The organism is Vibrio sp. Vb1574, from assembly GCF_033338675.1.
Map to the genome: position 1 here is coordinate 19,472 of NZ_JAWOTC010000050.1, position 16,589 is coordinate 36,060.

The following is a 16,589-nucleotide window of genomic DNA, read 5'->3' on the forward strand; positions in this document are numbered from 1 at the left end:
GCAAAAAGAACAATAAAAAAGGGAAGCTTATGCTTCCCTTGCTGGTGGAGAGAGTGTGATTTACTCACCGGTGTAAACAATCAGCACCTTGTCGTCTTGGTATTGGCGTTCGAACGCGTAATAACCTTCTTGGTTGCGAGTGATGTGCTTACCTTGAGCAACTGCGGGGTGGCGTTTACGGAATTCCCCCAACTTTTGCCAATGTTGCAGTAGATCTTCTCGTTCGCCATGAATCTTATCCCATGGCATATCTGAGCGTGTGCCTTGGTGGGCGTCTGAACCAGTAATGCCAAAATCACGAGCTATCTCATCACCGTAATAGATCTGTACTGCACCCGGAGCCAGCATCAGGGCATTTGCCGCACGTGCTTGGTCATCAAAGCTGCGGCTGCGAGCTGACCAAAACAGTTGTGTATCGTGTGAAGACAGGTAGCTCAACACATTGAACTCAGGATCGGTATTGATGCGCTCTGCATAGCGGCGGTAATCATTATCAAGTTGAGCGAAACACTTCAGCGCTTTTGGTGCTACATCAGATTGGAACTCGAAGTTGATGATGGAATCGAAGCCGTTATCGAAATACGGGCTCTTCACTACGCTGTGTGCCCACACTTCACCTGTCATCCAGAAAGGTAGGTCATCCAAGGCTTTGTCCGGGTTGTTTTGCTTCCATTGAGCAAGCGCTTGGGTGGTGCTGGCTTTCAGCTCTGCCCACGCTTCCATTTCAACGTGTTTTGCAGTGTCAACGCGGAAGCCATCAATGCCATAGTCACGCACCCAATCGGATAACCAGGTAATCAGGTGTTCACGTGGGGTTTGTAGCTCATCTTGCGCATTGGTGTTTTTATTGCGGAAGAAGTTTGGTAATCCGGTTTTCTGAGTCGATTCGGTTTTTAGATCCGGTAGGTAGTTCAAAGACATGGTGATGTCGTTGTAGCCCGGAGCATCGTAGTCGCCAATATCGGTGCGGATCCAATCTTTGCCCCACCATTTATCCCACGCTTCGCTATCACCGTATTTGATGTAGTCGTTGAAGCTGTGCCAGCTTTGTCCTGATTTTGGCTGCCAGTCGGTCCATTTTTCACCAAGGACTTCTTTGGCTTCTTGGTCATCAAGGTAAAGCTGACCAAATCCGAATTCCTGCATGTCTGCTAATGTCGCATAACCTGTGTGGTTCATGACCACATCCCAAATCACGCGGATACCTTTCTTATGGGCAGTATCGACGAAGGTTCTGAGTTCATCTTCGGTACCCATGTTGGCATCAAGCTTGGTCCAATCTTGGTGATAGTAGCCGTGGTAGCCGTAGTGCTTAAAGTCGCCTTTATCGCCGCCGCCAACCCAGCCGTGGATTTGTTCCAGTGGTGAGGTTATCCAGATAGCATTGACACCAAGTGATTCGATGTAATCGAGTTTTTTCGTTAGACCCGATAAGTCACCACCGTGGAAGGTACCAATCTCATATTTTCCGTCTTTGCTGCGACCGTAGCTGTTGTCGTTGTCTGGGTTGCCATTGTAGAAGCGGTCGGTCATGACGAAGTACACCGTCGCATTGTCCCAACTGAACGGTTTGTCGGCTTGCTGTTCAACTTCTTCTAGCAGCAATAGACCTTGGCTCATAGGACCCGGTTGCATGGTGACGCTGCCATTGGCGACAGTGGTTTCTTGTCCGGTTAAGGCATCACGAACGACAGTGCCATCATTAAAGGTTTGGGCAACGTTGATGGTTTTTGGCGTGTCAGTTGCGACAGGGCAAGAGTAGGTGATGTCCTGACTCTGTTTTGGTTTGATTTTTACCGTCAGCTCATTGGTGGTTGGATTGAGCGTAAATTGATAGGTATTGGCTTTGAAGATGCGCAGCGGCATTTGTGCGTCAGTGGCGCAGTTATCCATTTTTAATGGACGATTGAATTTGATGCGATCTTCTTCTGCTAAGGCAAAGCTACTGCCACAGCTTTGATTACTGTCGGCAATGGTAAAGGTGTAGCTGCCTTTTTCGAGTTTTTGCTCAGCGACAAGTAAGCCTTGTGAGTTTTCCTCAAAAACAGCAGTGTCATCACCAACGTTTAATACGATGGCATTTTCTGGTATCTGGCTGCAGGCGCTCAGTAGACCGATAGAGAGTGCGAGAATTGTTTTTTTCATTGTGTCCTTCCCCCGAATAAACAGTCCAGTTATAGCAAAACTGTGCCTCTACAATCCGAGCTCTACACCAACAAGTTAAACGCGTCTCACCCTACAAATTTTAGTCTTGTTCACAAAATGAATAATAAGCGTCACCTTCATCGGTTTGAAGGCAACAAAAAAGGGAAGCATCAGCTTCCCTTTTAGTTATTTCTTAATCACTTCGAAGAGTAATGAATTACTTTTGAAGCAAAGAAATGTCTGCGATCTGTAGGAACAGGTTACGCAGGTTGTTCAGTAGTGTCAGACGGTTCTTCTTAAGTGCTTCGTCGTCTGCCATTACCATTACGTTATCAAAGAACGCATCAACTGGTTCACGTAGGTCAGCTAGCTTGCTTAGGGCTTCTTGGTAGTTACCTGTAGCAAATGCTGGCTCTAGCGCTTCAGTCATTACTTCAACGCTTTCTGCTAGTGCTTTCTCTGCGTCTTCTTGTAGAAGAGCTAGGTCGATGTCTGCTGCTAGCTCGCCGTCGAATTTCGCTAGGATGTTACCTACACGTTTGTTCGCTGCTGCTAGAGACTCTGCTGCCTCTAGTTCACGGAAGTGTGAAACCGCTTTAACTCGTTGGTCGAAGTCTGCTGGTTTCGTCGGGCGACGCGCTAGAACTGCTTGAATGATGTCTACGCTGAAGCCTTCGTCTTGGTACCAAGCGCGGAAACGACCAAGCATGAACTCGATAACGTCTTGCTCAACGTTGTCGTTGGTTAGGCGATCGCCAAATAGTGACTTCGCTTTCGCTACTAGGTCAACAAGATCTAGGTTGTAGCCGTATTCAACGATGATACGTAGTACACCTAGAGATGCGCGGCGTAGTGCGAATGGGTCGCTGCCTTTAGGCGCTTGACCAATACCGAAGATACCTACGATAGTGTCTAGCTTGTCTGCCATTGCAACTGCTGTTGAAACGCCGTTTGATGGCAGCTCATCACCTGCGAAACGAGGCATGTATTGCTCGTTCAGTGCTACTGCAACTTCTTCTGCTTCACCGTCGTGACGAGCATAGTGCATACCCATAACACCTTGAGTATCCGTGAATTCGAATACCATTGAGGTCATTAGGTCACATTTTGCTAGTAGACCAGCACGCTTTGATTTCTCAACGTCAGCACCGATTTGCTCAGCAATGTAGCCAGCAAGCTCTGTGATGCGGTCTGTTTTGTCTTTGATCGTACCCAGTTGCTTTTGGAAGATCGCTTGCTCTAGTTCAGGCAGACGGTCGATAAGCGGACGCTTACGGTCTGTGTTGAAGAAGAACTCTGCGTCAGCAAGACGAGGGCGAACTACTTTCTCGTTACCTTCGATTACGTAACGAGGCTCTTTTGATTCGATGTTCGATACGAAGATGAAGTTAGGTAGTAGCTTCTTGTTTTCGTCATAAACAGGGAAGTACTTCTGGTCACCTTTCATGGTGTAAACCAACGCTTCAGAAGGCACTTTTAGGAACTCTTCTTCGAACTTCGCTGTTAGTACTACTGGCCATTCAACCAGAGACGTTACTTCTTCTACTAGGTCATCTTCTAGGTCAGCGATACCGCCAACCGCTGCTGCTGCTTTTTGTGCGTCAGCTAGGATGATTGCTTTACGCGCTTCGTAATCTGCCATTACTTTACCGCGCTCTTCTAGGATCGCAGGGTATTGTTCAGCAGAATCGATAGTGAACTCTTGCTCACCCATGAAGCGGTGACCACGGATAGTGCGATCAGAAGCGACACCAAGGATCTCGCCTTCGATTAGGTCGCTGCCCATTAGCATGGTTAGCGTCTTAACTGGACGGATAAATTGAGTCGTTTTGTTACCCCAGCGCATTGGTTTTGCGATAGGTAGGTTTGCTAGTGCTTTCGCTGCAAGTTCAACTACGATCTCAGACGTTGGCTGACCTTTCACTTCTTGTTTGAACAGTAGCCATTCACCTTTGTCTGTAACCATGCGCTCTGCTTGGTCAACCGTGATGCCACAACCGCGTGCCCAGCCTTGAGCCGCTTTTGTTGGGTTGCCTTCCGCGTCAAACGCTGCAGAAACCGCAGGACCACGTTTTTCAACAACTTTGTCAGACTGGCTGTCTGCTAGTGCTGCGACTTTAAGTGCAAGACGACGAGGTGCCGCGAACCATTTAACGCCTTCGTGAGCAAGCTCAGCGCCTTTTAGTTCTGCTTCGAAGTTTGCTGCGAATGCTTCAGCTAGAGTGCGAAGTTGCGTTGGTGGTAGCTCTTCTGTACCTAGCTCGATTAGAAATTCTTTTGCCATGTTACTCTACCCCTTGCGCTTGTTCTTTCTTACACATTGGGAAGCCTAGAGCTTCACGCGATGCGTAGTATGCTTCTGCAACTGCTTTAGTCAGGTTGCGGATGCGTAGGATGTAACGTTGGCGTTCAGTTACTGAGATCGCTTTACGTGCGTCTAGTAGGTTGAATGCGTGACCAGCTTTTAGAATGCGCTCGTAAGCAGGTAGTGGCAGTGGCTTTTCAAGCTCAAGCAGCTCTTTACACTCTTTCTCGCACTGTTCGAAGAAACCAAATAGGAATTCCACGTCTGCGTGCTCGAAGTTGTAAGTCGATTGCTCTACTTCATTTTGGTGGAAGATGTCACCGTAAGTCACTTTGCTGCCGTCTGGTGCGATGTTCCAAACTAGGTCGTAAACAGAGTCTACTTCTTGGATGTACATTGCTAGACGTTCGATACCGTAAGTGATCTCACCAGTAACTGGCTTACACTCAAGACCGCCAACTTGCTGGAAGTAAGTAAACTGAGTCACTTCCATGCCGTTTAGCCAAACTTCCCAGCCTAGACCCCATGCGCCTAGTGTTGGGTTTTCCCAGTTGTCTTCTACGAAACGGATGTCGTGTACAAGAGGGTCAATACCAAGAACTTCAAGGGAGCCAAGGTACAACTCTTGAATATTGTCAGGCGATGGTTTTAGCGCTACTTGGAATTGGTAGTAGTGCTGAAGACGGTTAGGGTTTTCACCGTAACGGCCATCAGTAGGACGACGTGAAGGTTGTACGTAAGCTGTCGACATTGGCTCTGGGCCAAGCGCTCGTAGACAGGTCATTGGGTGAGAGGTACCCGCACCCACTTCCATATCTAGCGGTTGAACAATGGTACAACCATTTTGAGCCCAATAATCCTGCAGCGCGAGGATCATTCCCTGGAAGGTTTTGATATCGTATTTTTGCATAAGTCAGGTTCGCGCGATTCTCTTGTTACTCGTTAATTCGTCATCTATGCCGAGTTTTTCAACTCTAACAACGGCGATAAAGAGTAATTACGGTTGAATAAATTAACAATCTAGTATAACCAGATATTGAGCATGGGAGTAGAGCTAATCTTGATTAATTCGTGGGCGATTTTCTCCTTTAATGAATTTTTACCGCGTTATCTGCTGTATTTTTCCTAAAAGGGAGTTTTCGCCTGCTTTGGCTCTTGAGAAGCGCAACAAAGGTGGCTAGAATTGCGCCTGTCTTTGGGGAGTAGCTTACCTGATGAAGTTTCTGTTTCATCTGGTTCGTCCGTCAACATAATTGGTGCAAAATCACCATGGCGTTCGAGACTTGAAGCCTTTCAAGTTTAGCAAGACCTTAGACAAATCATCACGAACCGGGGTAGGGGCGTGAGGTTTGTCTTCGGTTAAAAATAATAATCCCTGCCCCAATGAGCATGTCGTGAGCGTTTTAGCTATTTCAATTACTACTGTAGCGTTAGCAGAAATTGGCGATAAGACCCAATTGCTATCTCTATTACTCGCAAGTCGTTACCGAAAACCAATCCCAATTATTGCAGCAATCTTTTTGGCAACTATTGCCAACCACGCTTTGGCTGCATGGTTAGGTGTGGTTGTCGCAGACTATCTATCACCTGAGATTTTAAAGTGGGTGCTGGTGGTCAGTTTTGTCACGATGGCGGCTTGGGTTCTGATCCCGGACAAACTGGATGATGACGAGCAGATTTCTAATCGAGGCCCATTTATTGCCAGCTTTATCGCGTTCTTCGTTGCGGAGATAGGCGATAAAACTCAGATCGCCACTTCCATCTTAGGGGCGCAATACGCGGATGCGTTAAGTTTGGTGATTATCGGTACCACAATCGGTATGCTGCTGGCGAATGTACCTGTGGTCCTGATTGGTAAATTGTCGGCCGACAAGATGCCTTTAGGGCTGATCCGTAAAATCACCGCATTTTTGTTTATTGCTCTGGCAATAGGGGCTGCACTGTTCTGATTTTTTGCACGTGAAATGATGTGAGTTATCAATCATTAGTAGCGTGCTGCGCGAGTTCAAACTCTGACTCTAAATCGTTCCGTTGCGTGACGGATGACATATAAGTGTCATACTTGTCATGGTAGTTTAATGGTGTGAATGATAGCGAGAGGGCAAGTTTATGCTTACACGTTACATGGGGATGTCCCCGAAGAGTCAGAGTTATTTATTCACTTTTGGTTTAGCGCTGTGTTTACTAGCGATGGTGCTAACTGATATGTGGTTACCGATTGTAGCAGGATCGTTCGTTCTTACTGGATTGACAGTAGAAGCGTGGATTCGTGTCGCTCACATCATTCCTATGCATGAAGAGATGCGGGCAATGAAGAAACAACTTAACAAGCTCCAATCAGAAGTTCGCACACTCGAATACGACGAATAAACAAACGGCAGCCAATATAGGCTGCCGTTTTTAGTTCGACCAGATTATTCCAATCCTTTCTTGATCAGGTACTGATACGGAACTTGCTCCGTTTGTGCCGCAACTAACTGGTGGTCCATAAAGCGGCAGAAACTCGGAATGTCTCGAGTCGTGGATGGATCGTCTGCTTTGACCAGCAAAATCTCACCATCTTGCATGTTGCGAATTGTCTTCCTGACCATCATCACTGGCTCTGGGCAGCGCAGTCCTTGCGCCTCTAATGTCTTGTTTGCCAGTTCAGGATTAAAGCTCATAGTGTGATTCTCGTAACTAACTGAGCGTTGAATTTTACTTTCGTTGAAAAAATATTCAATAACCACTTGGCAAACCGAATTTTTTGTTTTACCTTAAATTAACAATTTGGTAACAACTGGCAAGGGAGAGGCAATGTTAACAGCGTTAGACAGACTTACGATTTACTCAGTGCTGTGTTTTATCTCGTTCTGTGCATTGGTACTTAGGACGCCAGCTGACACCTCTTTGACGCCTCTCGTAGGCATGGTTGCCACTATTATTGGGATTTGGATCGAGATGCGCAGATGGTCTGGCGCATCTGAGCAAGAAAATTAGCGCTTCTTGCTTGGATCAGAATGCTTTTAATAACGCTCACCTATTTTTTACCGACACTTCATTCCGACACTATCCCCATTTTTCTTGGGCTTCCCCGCTGAAAGGCGGGATTTTTTTTGCCTAAAGAGTACAATTTACCCAAACACATACAAAATAAGTGGCTAATTCGTGGAACTGGAAGATATCTATCGCCGAGATTTAAATTTACTGGTTGCGTTGCGAGTACTGATAGAAGAAAACAGTGTCAGTAAGGCGGCAACACGTCTGAACTTGAGTCAATCGGCAATGAGTCGTGTGCTTGGTCGTCTACGCGACTTATTGGGAGACCCGCTGTTTACTCGTCAGGGACAGCATTTGATCCCAACTCAGAAAGCGTTAGAGATCGATCGCTCATTGGGCGAGCCATTAGAGTCTTTACGTCAGTTGTTATCTCCGGTTGAGTTTGACCCATTGCAATGCGTACAGACTTTCAACATCGTGACCACCGATTATGCCATGCAAACGATATTACCGTTCGCTTTGCCGAGAATTTACCAAGAAGCACCAAATGTGTCTTTCAACTTCTTACCACTGCAACACGACCGTTTATCAGATCAGCTCACTTATGAAGGTGCAGACTTAGCGATTTGTCGCCCGACAGGCCCGGTGGAGCCTCTACGCAGTGAAGTGTTGGGGCGAGTGGGGGTGCTGTGTATGCTTTCAAAACAGCATCCATTAGCGAATAAAGAAATGAGCTTGGATGATTATCTGAGTCATCCACATGCCATGATCGCCATCAGTGATGGTGTTAAGGCACTGATCGAACAAGCTTTGATGGAGAAACCTAAGCGTAAAATGGTTCTGCGGGCTTATCATTTAGAAGCCGCATTGGCGATCATGGATACCTTGCCAATTATCATCACAGTGCCAGCGGACTTGGCGTATCTGGTTGCCGAGCGTTATGACTTGGTGGTGAAACCGTTACCATTCCAATTCACGCCGTTTGAATACTCGATGATTTGGCATGCGCGTTGCGAGCATTCTCCCGCTCAAGAATGGTTAAGAACGATTGTGCGTGAAGAGTGTAGCCGTCTGATAGCTAAACGTATCGAAGATATGGGACTGAACTGCTAACAAAAAAGAGCCAGCAATGCCGGCTCTTCGTCTGTTTACACTGAGTCAGTGTTTATAGCTTGATAACCACACGACCCGTTACTTGACCGTTGGTGATGTCTTCTGCATATTTCGGTGCTTCAGTAAGAGCAACTTCAGTACACGCTTGCTCGAAGTAGCTGTCTGGTAGTAGCTCGACCAGCTTTTCCCATGCTGCGATACGTTTCTCTGTTGGGCACATTACTGAGTCCACACCTTGTAGGCGAACATTACGTAGGATGAACGGCATCACTGTGGTTGGTAGATCAAAACCACCTGCAAGACCACAAGCTGCAACTGCACTGTTGTAATCCATTTGCGCCAATACTTTAGCCAGTACTTTGCTGCCTACAGTATCAACCGCACCTGCCCATACTTGCTTTTCAAGTGGACGTGCTGGTTCTTCAAATTCAGTACGGTCGATGATGCGGCTAGCACCTAGTTTTTCAAGTAGCGGGCCATTTTTTTCTACACGACCTGTCACTGCAGCAACTTTGTAGCCAAGCTGTGCTAGAAGCGTTACTGCGACTGAGCCTACACCGCCACTTGCGCCAGTTACAAGGATTTCACCATTTTCAGGTTTGATGCCTGCATCAAGCAGTGCTTGAACACATAGCATGCCAGTGAAGCCAGCAGTACCAACCATCATTGCTTTCTTGCTGTCTAGACCTTTTGGTAGTGGTACTAGCCAATCTGCTTTTAGACGAGCACGCTGAGACATACCACCCCAGTGGTTTTCACCCACGCCCCAGCCAGTAAGGACAACTTTGTCACCAGCTTGGTAGCGGTCGTCTTCTGAGCTTACTACCGTACCTGCTAAGTCAATACCTGGCACCATCGGGAAGTTACGGATGATTTTACCTTTACCTGTGATCGCAAGGCCGTCTTTGTAGTTTAACGATGAGTAATCAACGTCAATCAGAACGTCGCCTTCAGGCAGTTGTGTTTCATCGATTTGCTCGATGTTAGCGATAGTACGTTTGTCTTCTTGATTTAGAACTAGAGCATTAAACATAAGGTTCTCCGATTGTGCGGTAGCATGACTCTGGGTCACATGCAGCAAGATATCAACTGGTCTAAGTGTATGTCTTCTTTGTCTATGAATAAAATGAAACTTGAGCATTTAATGTATGCTCTTCATGCATGTTTGATGTAAAACAAAAAGGGCGACATCAATTGTCGCCCTTAAGTGTAATACTAAAAATTTTAGTACTAGTTCATTTGCTTATGATTGTTGGCTCGATCATTACAACAACGTCTTGAACTGTTATGGTCGTTCAAATACTGTCGCAATGCCCTGACCCAAACCGATACACATGGTGGCCAGACCGTATTTCGCGTCTTTCGCTTCCATTAGGTTGATCAACGTTGTTGAGATACGTGAACCAGAACAGCCTAGTGGATGACCCAATGCTATCGCACCACCGTTAAGGTTGACCTTCTCATCCATAACATCAAGCAGGCCTAAGTCTTTAGCACACGGCAGAGACTGCGCGGCAAATGCTTCGTTTAGCTCAACCACATCCATGTCTTCAATTGAAAGACCGGCACGCTTGAGCGCTTTTTTCGTCGCAGGTACAGGACCGTAACCCATAATAGAAGGATCGCAGCCCGCAATGGCCATGCCTTTAATACGTGCACGAATCTTCAAGCCAAGTTCATTAGCTTTCTCTTCACTCATGATCAACATCGCTGATGCACCATCGGACAGAGCCGATGATGTACCGGCTGTTACTGTACCGTTTGCAGGGTCGAACACTGGGCGAAGTTGAGATAGACCTTCAACGGATGTTTCAGGGCGAATCACTTCATCGTAATCTAGAGTGAACAGGGTGCCGTCAGCGGCGTGGCCTTCAATTGGTAGAATTTCGTTTTTAAAACGACCCTCTACGGTTGCTGCGTGCGCACGAGCGTGAGAGCGAGCGGCAAACTCGTCTTGTTGCTCACGGCTAATGCCATGTAATTTACCAAGCATTTCAGCCGTTAAGCCCATCATGCCCGCAGCTTTTGCTACGTTCTTTGACATACCTGGGTGAAAGTCTACACCGTGGTTCATTGGCACATGCCCCATGTGCTCAACGCCACCAATTAGGCAGATTTCAGCATCGCCAGTCATGATGGCACGTGTACCGTCGTGAAGCGCTTGCATTGATGAACCACACAAGCGGTTCACCGTCACGGCGCCAATTTCAATCGGCAGGCCCGCGAGTAGCGCGGCATTACGTGCAACGTTAAAGCCTTGCTCTAGTGTTTGCTGTACACAGCCCCAGTAGATGTCTTCAATCTCGCTTGGGTTCACTTGTGGGTTACGCGCAAGAATGCCTTTCATTAGGCGCGCAGATAGATCTTCTGCTCGTGTATGACGGAAAGCACCACCTTTAGAGCGACCCATTGGAGTACGTAGACAATCGACTACGACAACATTTCTTGTTTGATTAGTCATTTTAGAATCCCTCCTTAGATAGAACCTTGCTGTTGTGCACCGTAAAAGCTTTCACCTTTCGCCGCCATATCAATCAGCATTTGCGGTACTTGGTACATCGCACCTAGCTCGGCGTGTTGTTTTGCCATTTCAACGTATTCAGCAATACCCACGCTGTCTAGATAGCGGAATACGCCACCGCGGAATGGAGGGAAACCAAGACCATAAACCAATGCCATATCTGCTTCCTGCGGAGTCGCGATGATGCCTTCTTGTAGGCACAGCACCACTTCGTTGATCATTGGAATCATCATACGTTGAATGATGGTCTGATCGTCAAAGTCCTGCTTATCGGCACAAACGTCAGCAAGTACCGGTAAGATCGCTTCGGAGAAGGTTTTCTTCGGCTTACCTTTTTTATCTATGGTGTAGCTGTAGAAGCCATTACCATTTTTCTGACCATATTTGTCTGCTTCGAACAGTGCATCAATCGCATCACGACCTTGTTTACCCATACGCTCAGGGAAACCGTCAGCCATCACAGCTTGTGCGTGGTGCGCGGTATCAATGCCGACTACGTCAAGCAAGTACGCCGGTCCCATCGGCCAGCCAAACTTACGCTCCATGACTTTGTCGATTTTCGTAAAGTCAGCACCATCACGAAGTAGCATGCTGAAGCCGCCAAAGTATGGGAACAATACGCGGTTAACGAAGAACCCTGGGCAGTCATTAACGACAATTGGTGATTTGCCCATTTTTGCAGCATACGCCACAACACGATTGATGGTTTCATCAGAGGTGTGCTCACCACGGATGATCTCAACAAGAGGCATACGATGCACTGGGTTGAAGAAGTGCATACCACAGAAGTTTTCTGGGCGTTTTAGTGATTTTGCCAATAGGTTGATAGGAATCGTCGAGGTGTTTGAGGTGATAACGGTGTCGTCACCGACATGGGATTCAACTTCACTTAAAACTGCTGCTTTTACTTTCGGGTTTTCAACGACAGCTTCAACAACCACATCAGAGTTTTCAATACCTGCGTAATGTAAGCTCGGTGTGATTGACGCTAAAATACCCGCCATCTTAAAGCCATCAATGCGACCGCGAGATAAGCGTTTATTCAGCAGCTTAGATGCTTCAGTCATGCCTAGGTCGAGCGACGCTTGTGCGATGTCTTTCATCAAGACTGGCACACCTTTTAGCGCTGATTGGTAAGCAATGCCGCCACCCATGATACCTGCACCTAATACGGCTGCACGTTGCGTGTCTTTACTTGCTGACTTCGCTGCTTTTTTCGCAATGCCTTTGATGTATTGATCATTAAGGAATAGGCCAACGAGTGATTTTGCTTCTTCCGATTTAGCCAATTTCACGAAGTGCTTACGTTCAATGTCTAACGCTTCATTACGTGCAAAGCGAGCACCTTCTTCAATCGTGATAACGGCTGTCATTGGGGCAGGGTAGTGAGGACCTGCTTTTTGTGCCACCAGACCCTTCGCCATGGTGAAGCTCATCATTGATTCAAGCTTACTCAGCGTTAGCGGAGATGTTTTCTGTGCTCGGCGTGCTTGCCAGTCAAGTTTCTCGTTAATTGCAGAGTTAAGAGTTTGTAGTGCTGATTCGTATAAAGCATCAGTCTCTACAACAGCATCGAGTAAGCCAATTTTCAATGCTTCATCAGCTCGGCATGCTTTACCTTGGGTGATGATTTCCATTGCGCTGTCTGCGCCAATAACGCGAGGCAAGCGTACACAACCACCAAAGCCAGGCATGATTCCCAGTTTCGTTTCTGGTAGGCCGATGCTGGTGGTTTTGTCACCAATACGCATGTCTGTTGCTAGCACACATTCACAACCGCCACCAAGAGCGTGGCCTTTGATCACTGAGATGGTCGGAACGGGTAAGTCTTCTAATTTGTTAAAGATGCTATTAGCAAATTGCAGCCATTGGTCGAGCTCGGCATCCGTTTTAGCAAACAGACCTAAAAACTCGGTAATGTCTGCGCCTACAATGAATGCGTCTTTATCTGAAGTGAGCAACAACCCCTTGAGGCCTTGATGGGCAATGAGCGCATCAAGAGCTTTATCTAGCGATTCTAATGTCGCTAGGTCGAGTTTGTTGACGGATTTTGGAGAGCAGAAGCTTAGCTCTGCAATACCATCTTGTATTTCCTTTACCTGTAGGGTTTCGGCTTGGTAAATCATTGTCTATCTCCATGACATACAATCGTGGATTGTCTGTATACCTATTTCAACGACGCCGTGTACCTCGGCAAATAGGTATCGAGGAAGTCGTTTTATTTTTGTTCTGGTTTGACCAGTAAAGTTAGTTTGGATCGTGGATTGTTTAATTTCAATACATTTTTTAAACAAGTGTTTAACATTGTGCGCTGTGGCAGATCTTATGCGACGGGTAAATCACACTCGTGATAGACTTCAGGCAAATAGACATGAATCCATAATCCTATGAATGACAAGCCTTATCTGATTCCAGCAGAGCCCGCTCAATTTGAAGAAGAAATTAAAAAGAGCGTCTTCATTACTTATTTGGCACACACGCCAAGTATCGAAGCTGCAAAAGCATTTGTTGATCAAATCAAAGCTAAACACGCTGATGCTAGACATAACTGTTGGGGCTTTGTTGCTGGTCGACCAGAAGATTCGATGAAGTGGGGCTTTAGTGATGATGGAGAACCTTCAGGGACGGCAGGCAAACCAATCCTGGCGCAGCTGTCTGGATCTGGGGTGGGGGAGATCACGGCTGTGGTCACGCGATACTCTGGTGGAATCAAGTTAGGTACAGGCGGCTTGGTTAAAGCGTATGGGGGTGGGGTTCAACAAGCGCTCAAGCTGCTTCAAACTATTGAGAAAAAAATAACCACAAAGCTCAGACTAACGTTAGACTATGGGTTTATGCCTATCGCACAATCAATCATGCCGCAATTTGGTGCGATAGAAGTCGAGGCTGAATACAGCGATCAGGTCGTATTAGTGGTGGAAATTGAGCTTCGAGAAGTGAGCGCGTTTACCCAAGCAATCATCAATAAAAGCGGGGCAAAGGCAATTGTCACTCCGCTAGACGGACAATAATGAAAAACAGGAAGCAACAGGGACAGCTTCGCTAGTCAATTTATCCATGCAATTTCGTTCAATTATTCGAATCGTCGGGCTACTGCTCGCACTCTTTAGTGTCACTATGCTTGCGCCAGCACTCGTTGCGCTGATCTATCGAGATGGTGCTGGTGTGCCTTTTGTCACGACATTTTTTGTTCTGCTGTTTTGTGGGGCCGTTTGTTGGTACCCAAACCGCAGGTATAAGCACGAGCTTAAAGCTCGAGATGGCTTTCTTATTGTCGTCTTATTCTGGACAGTACTTGGCAGTGCAGGCTCGATCCCCTTTCTCATTGCTGACAACCCGAACGTCTCAGTGACAGATGCGTTTTTTGAATCGTTTTCTGCTCTCACGACGACCGGGGCGACCGTTATTGTTGGTTTGGATGAGTTACCTAAAGCGATTCTATTCTATCGACAGTTACTGCAGTGGTTCGGCGGTATGGGAATCATCGTATTAGCGGTGGCGATTTTGCCAGTACTTGGTATTGGTGGTATGCAGCTTTACCGCGCCGAGATCCCTGGTCCAGTCAAGGACACTAAAGTGACGCCGCGCATAGCAGAAACTGCTAAGGCGCTTTGGTACATCTATCTGAGCCTGACTATCGCCTGTGCTTCGGCTTTTTGGTTAGCTGGTATGACGCCATTTGACGCCATCAGTCACAGCTTTTCCACCATTGCTATTGGCGGCTTCTCTACCCACGATGCCAGCATCGGATATTTTGATAGTTACGCGATTAACCTGATTACTGTGGTTTTTCTGCTTATATCTGCATGTAACTACACGCTGCACTTTGCTGCATTTGCATCAGGTGGCGTACATCCCAAGTATTACTGGAAAGATCCTGAGTTTCGTGCCTTCTTGTTTATTCAAGTGCTGCTATTTATCATTTGCTTTCTATTATTACTGAAACATCACTCTTACACATCGACATACGATGCTTTCGATCAGGCTCTGTTCCAAACCGTATCAATATCCACAACAGCGGGCTTTACGACAACAGGTTTTGCGGATTGGCCGCTCTTCTTACCTGTGCTGTTATTGTTCTCTTCCTTTATAGGTGGTTGTGCTGGTTCAACAGGCGGCGGCATGAAAGTGATCCGTATCCTGCTTCTTACCTTACAAGGTGCGCGTGAACTAAAACGTTTAGTCCATCCACGCGCGGTTTACACCATCAAAGTAGGTGGCAGTGCCCTACCGCAACGTGTTGTCGATGCGGTTTGGGGTTTCTTCTCCGCATACGCATTGGTATTTGTGGTTTGTATGTTGGGGTTGATTGCAACAGGAATGGATGAGCTCAGTGCGTTCTCGGCGGTGGCTGCGACTCTGAACAACCTCGGTCCTGGCTTGGGAGAAGTGGCGCTTCACTTTGGTGATGTTAACGACAAAGCAAAATGGGTATTAATAGTTTCTATGCTGTTTGGTCGTTTGGAAATCTTTACCTTACTTATTCTACTTACGCCGACGTTTTGGCGTAGCTAAGGGGAAATCGTGGCAAAAGCATTATTTCTATACTCTTCCCGCGAAGGGCAGACTAAAAAAATTCTCCACTATATAGATGAACAACTTCCAGATTTCGATTGTGAGCTGGTGGATTTACATAATGTCGAGACGATTGACTTCAGCCAATACGACAGAGTATTGATAGGCGCCTCTATTCGCTATGGCCATCTTAATAAAAAGCTATACCAGTTTATTGAGCGAAACCTCAATCAATTGGAGCAAAATAAAGTGGCATTTTTCTGCGTAAACCTAACCGCTCGTAAAGAGGACCAAGGAAAGGATACACCTGAAGGTAGTGCCTACATTCGCAAGTTCCTAATTAAGTCGCCTTGGAAACCAACGCTAATCGGTGTTTTTGCTGGTGCACTTTATTACCCACGTTATAGCTGGTTCGACAGAACTATGATTAGGTTCATTATGTCGATGACGGGTGGCGAAACCGATACGACCAAAGAGGTGGAGTACACCAATTGGGAAAAAGTGGCTCTTTTCGCAGATAAATTTAGAGAACTGTAGAAATAACGTGCTCTTTTGACCGCTTTTGATGCAAATTTATCCGAACGATAAAAAAATCAAAAAAAACGAGAAAAAGGGCTTGCCAATGTGATCGCAATCTCTATAATGCCACCTCGCTGACACGGCAACGCTTCGAAGCTTAAGTTTCGAAAGTAAGAAGCCAAGTTAGCAAGCCAAATTAGCCAAGCAGAAACGCTTGAAGAAAGTTTGAAAAAAGTGATTGACACTAAACTTTAACTCGCTAAAATGGCCGTCCTGTTTTGAGTAAAGCTCAACAGGAAAGCTCTTTAACAATATAGACCTATCAATCTGTGTGGGCACTCGTTGATGATAATCCAAATAGTTTCTTCGGAAACAATTTAGGTTTCAATGATACGAAGTGACCATTGAATCGAAAGATTCAGCACAGTCAATTCAAACATTACTTATGTAATGTTCAGTATTCATTGAGCCGAACAAAATCTTAAATTGAAG

At 46.4% G+C, this 16,589-nt stretch carries 14 protein-coding genes; 7 read left to right on the top strand and 7 right to left on the bottom strand.

The genetic code is table 11. The features are described from left to right. Positions 1 to 60: 60 nt before the first annotated feature. From R7O12_RS21150 to glyQ, 3 genes are all read right to left on the bottom strand, one after another. A complete protein-coding gene (locus R7O12_RS21150; protein WP_182016921.1) occupies positions 61 to 2,145 on the bottom strand; it encodes an alpha-amylase in 2,085 nt (694 codons plus the stop codon). A 217-nt stretch (positions 2,146 to 2,362) separates the two neighbouring features. Next, complete coding sequence (gene glyS / locus R7O12_RS21155) at positions 2,363 to 4,429, bottom strand: glycine--tRNA ligase subunit beta (RefSeq protein ID WP_005378875.1); 2,067 nt, start codon at positions 4,427 to 4,429, stop codon at positions 2,363 to 2,365. A 1-nt stretch (position 4,430) separates the two neighbouring features. Next, positions 4,431 to 5,360 (bottom strand): glycine--tRNA ligase subunit alpha, encoded by a 930-nt coding sequence (gene glyQ / locus R7O12_RS21160; protein WP_064376850.1) that lies wholly within the window; start codon positions 5,358 to 5,360, stop codon positions 4,431 to 4,433. Positions 5,361 to 5,844: 484 nt separating this feature from the next. Here glyQ and R7O12_RS21165 point away from each other — a divergent pair, with 484 nt between their 5' ends. Continuing rightward, entirely contained in the window at positions 5,845 to 6,399 is a 555-nt protein-coding gene (locus R7O12_RS21165) for a TMEM165/GDT1 family protein (protein ID WP_182016923.1), read from the top strand. Positions 6,400 to 6,559: 160 nt separating this feature from the next. After that, positions 6,560 to 6,820 (top strand): hypothetical protein, encoded by a 261-nt coding sequence (locus tag R7O12_RS21170; RefSeq protein WP_005378878.1) that lies wholly within the window; start codon positions 6,560 to 6,562, stop codon positions 6,818 to 6,820. Between the two features lie 44 nt (positions 6,821 to 6,864). On the opposite strand, the gene tusA is transcribed toward R7O12_RS21170, so the two are convergent. Then, a complete protein-coding gene (gene tusA, locus R7O12_RS21175; RefSeq protein WP_033906598.1) occupies positions 6,865 to 7,113 on the bottom strand; it encodes a sulfurtransferase TusA in 249 nt (82 codons plus the stop codon). A 133-nt stretch (positions 7,114 to 7,246) separates the two neighbouring features. Between tusA and R7O12_RS21180 the strand changes: the two genes are divergently transcribed. After that, positions 7,247 to 7,429, top strand: coding sequence for a hypothetical protein (locus R7O12_RS21180; RefSeq protein WP_005378880.1), 183 nt, complete (start codon positions 7,247 to 7,249; stop codon positions 7,427 to 7,429). Positions 7,430 to 7,597: 168 nt separating this feature from the next. Continuing rightward, positions 7,598 to 8,542, top strand: a complete 945-nt coding sequence (locus tag R7O12_RS21185; RefSeq protein WP_017821924.1) for a LysR family transcriptional regulator — start codon at positions 7,598 to 7,600, stop codon at positions 8,540 to 8,542. A 52-nt stretch (positions 8,543 to 8,594) separates the two neighbouring features. Here the strand turns inward: R7O12_RS21185 and R7O12_RS21190 are convergent, their stop codons facing one another. From R7O12_RS21190 to fadB, 3 genes are all read right to left on the bottom strand, one after another. Next, positions 8,595 to 9,575 (bottom strand): MDR family oxidoreductase, encoded by a 981-nt coding sequence (locus tag R7O12_RS21190; protein ID WP_054730021.1) that lies wholly within the window; start codon positions 9,573 to 9,575, stop codon positions 8,595 to 8,597. A gap of 252 nt (positions 9,576 to 9,827) precedes the next feature. After that, positions 9,828 to 11,003 (bottom strand): acetyl-CoA C-acyltransferase FadA, encoded by a 1,176-nt coding sequence (fadA, locus tag R7O12_RS21195; protein WP_006743176.1) that lies wholly within the window; start codon positions 11,001 to 11,003, stop codon positions 9,828 to 9,830. 14 nt (positions 11,004 to 11,017) lie between these two features. Beyond that, positions 11,018 to 13,189, bottom strand: coding sequence for a fatty acid oxidation complex subunit alpha FadB (fadB, locus tag R7O12_RS21200; RefSeq protein ID WP_053304063.1), 2,172 nt, complete (start codon positions 13,187 to 13,189; stop codon positions 11,018 to 11,020). Positions 13,190 to 13,450: 261 nt separating this feature from the next. Between fadB and R7O12_RS21205 the strand changes: the two genes are divergently transcribed. The 3 genes from R7O12_RS21205 to hemG are packed head-to-tail and all read left to right on the top strand — an operon-like array spanning position 13,451 to position 16,115. Beyond that, the gene (locus R7O12_RS21205) at positions 13,451 to 14,074 is read left to right on the top strand and encodes a YigZ family protein (protein WP_005378891.1); all 624 of its coding nucleotides are present in this window, start codon (positions 13,451 to 13,453) and stop codon (positions 14,072 to 14,074) included. 46 nt (positions 14,075 to 14,120) lie between these two features. Continuing rightward, complete coding sequence (locus tag R7O12_RS21210; RefSeq protein WP_005378893.1) at positions 14,121 to 15,578, top strand: TrkH family potassium uptake protein; 1,458 nt, start codon at positions 14,121 to 14,123, stop codon at positions 15,576 to 15,578. 9 nt (positions 15,579 to 15,587) lie between these two features. After that, a complete protein-coding gene (gene hemG, locus R7O12_RS21215) occupies positions 15,588 to 16,115 on the top strand; it encodes a menaquinone-dependent protoporphyrinogen IX dehydrogenase (RefSeq protein WP_005378894.1) in 528 nt (175 codons plus the stop codon). Positions 16,116 to 16,589: the final 474 nt, after the last annotated feature.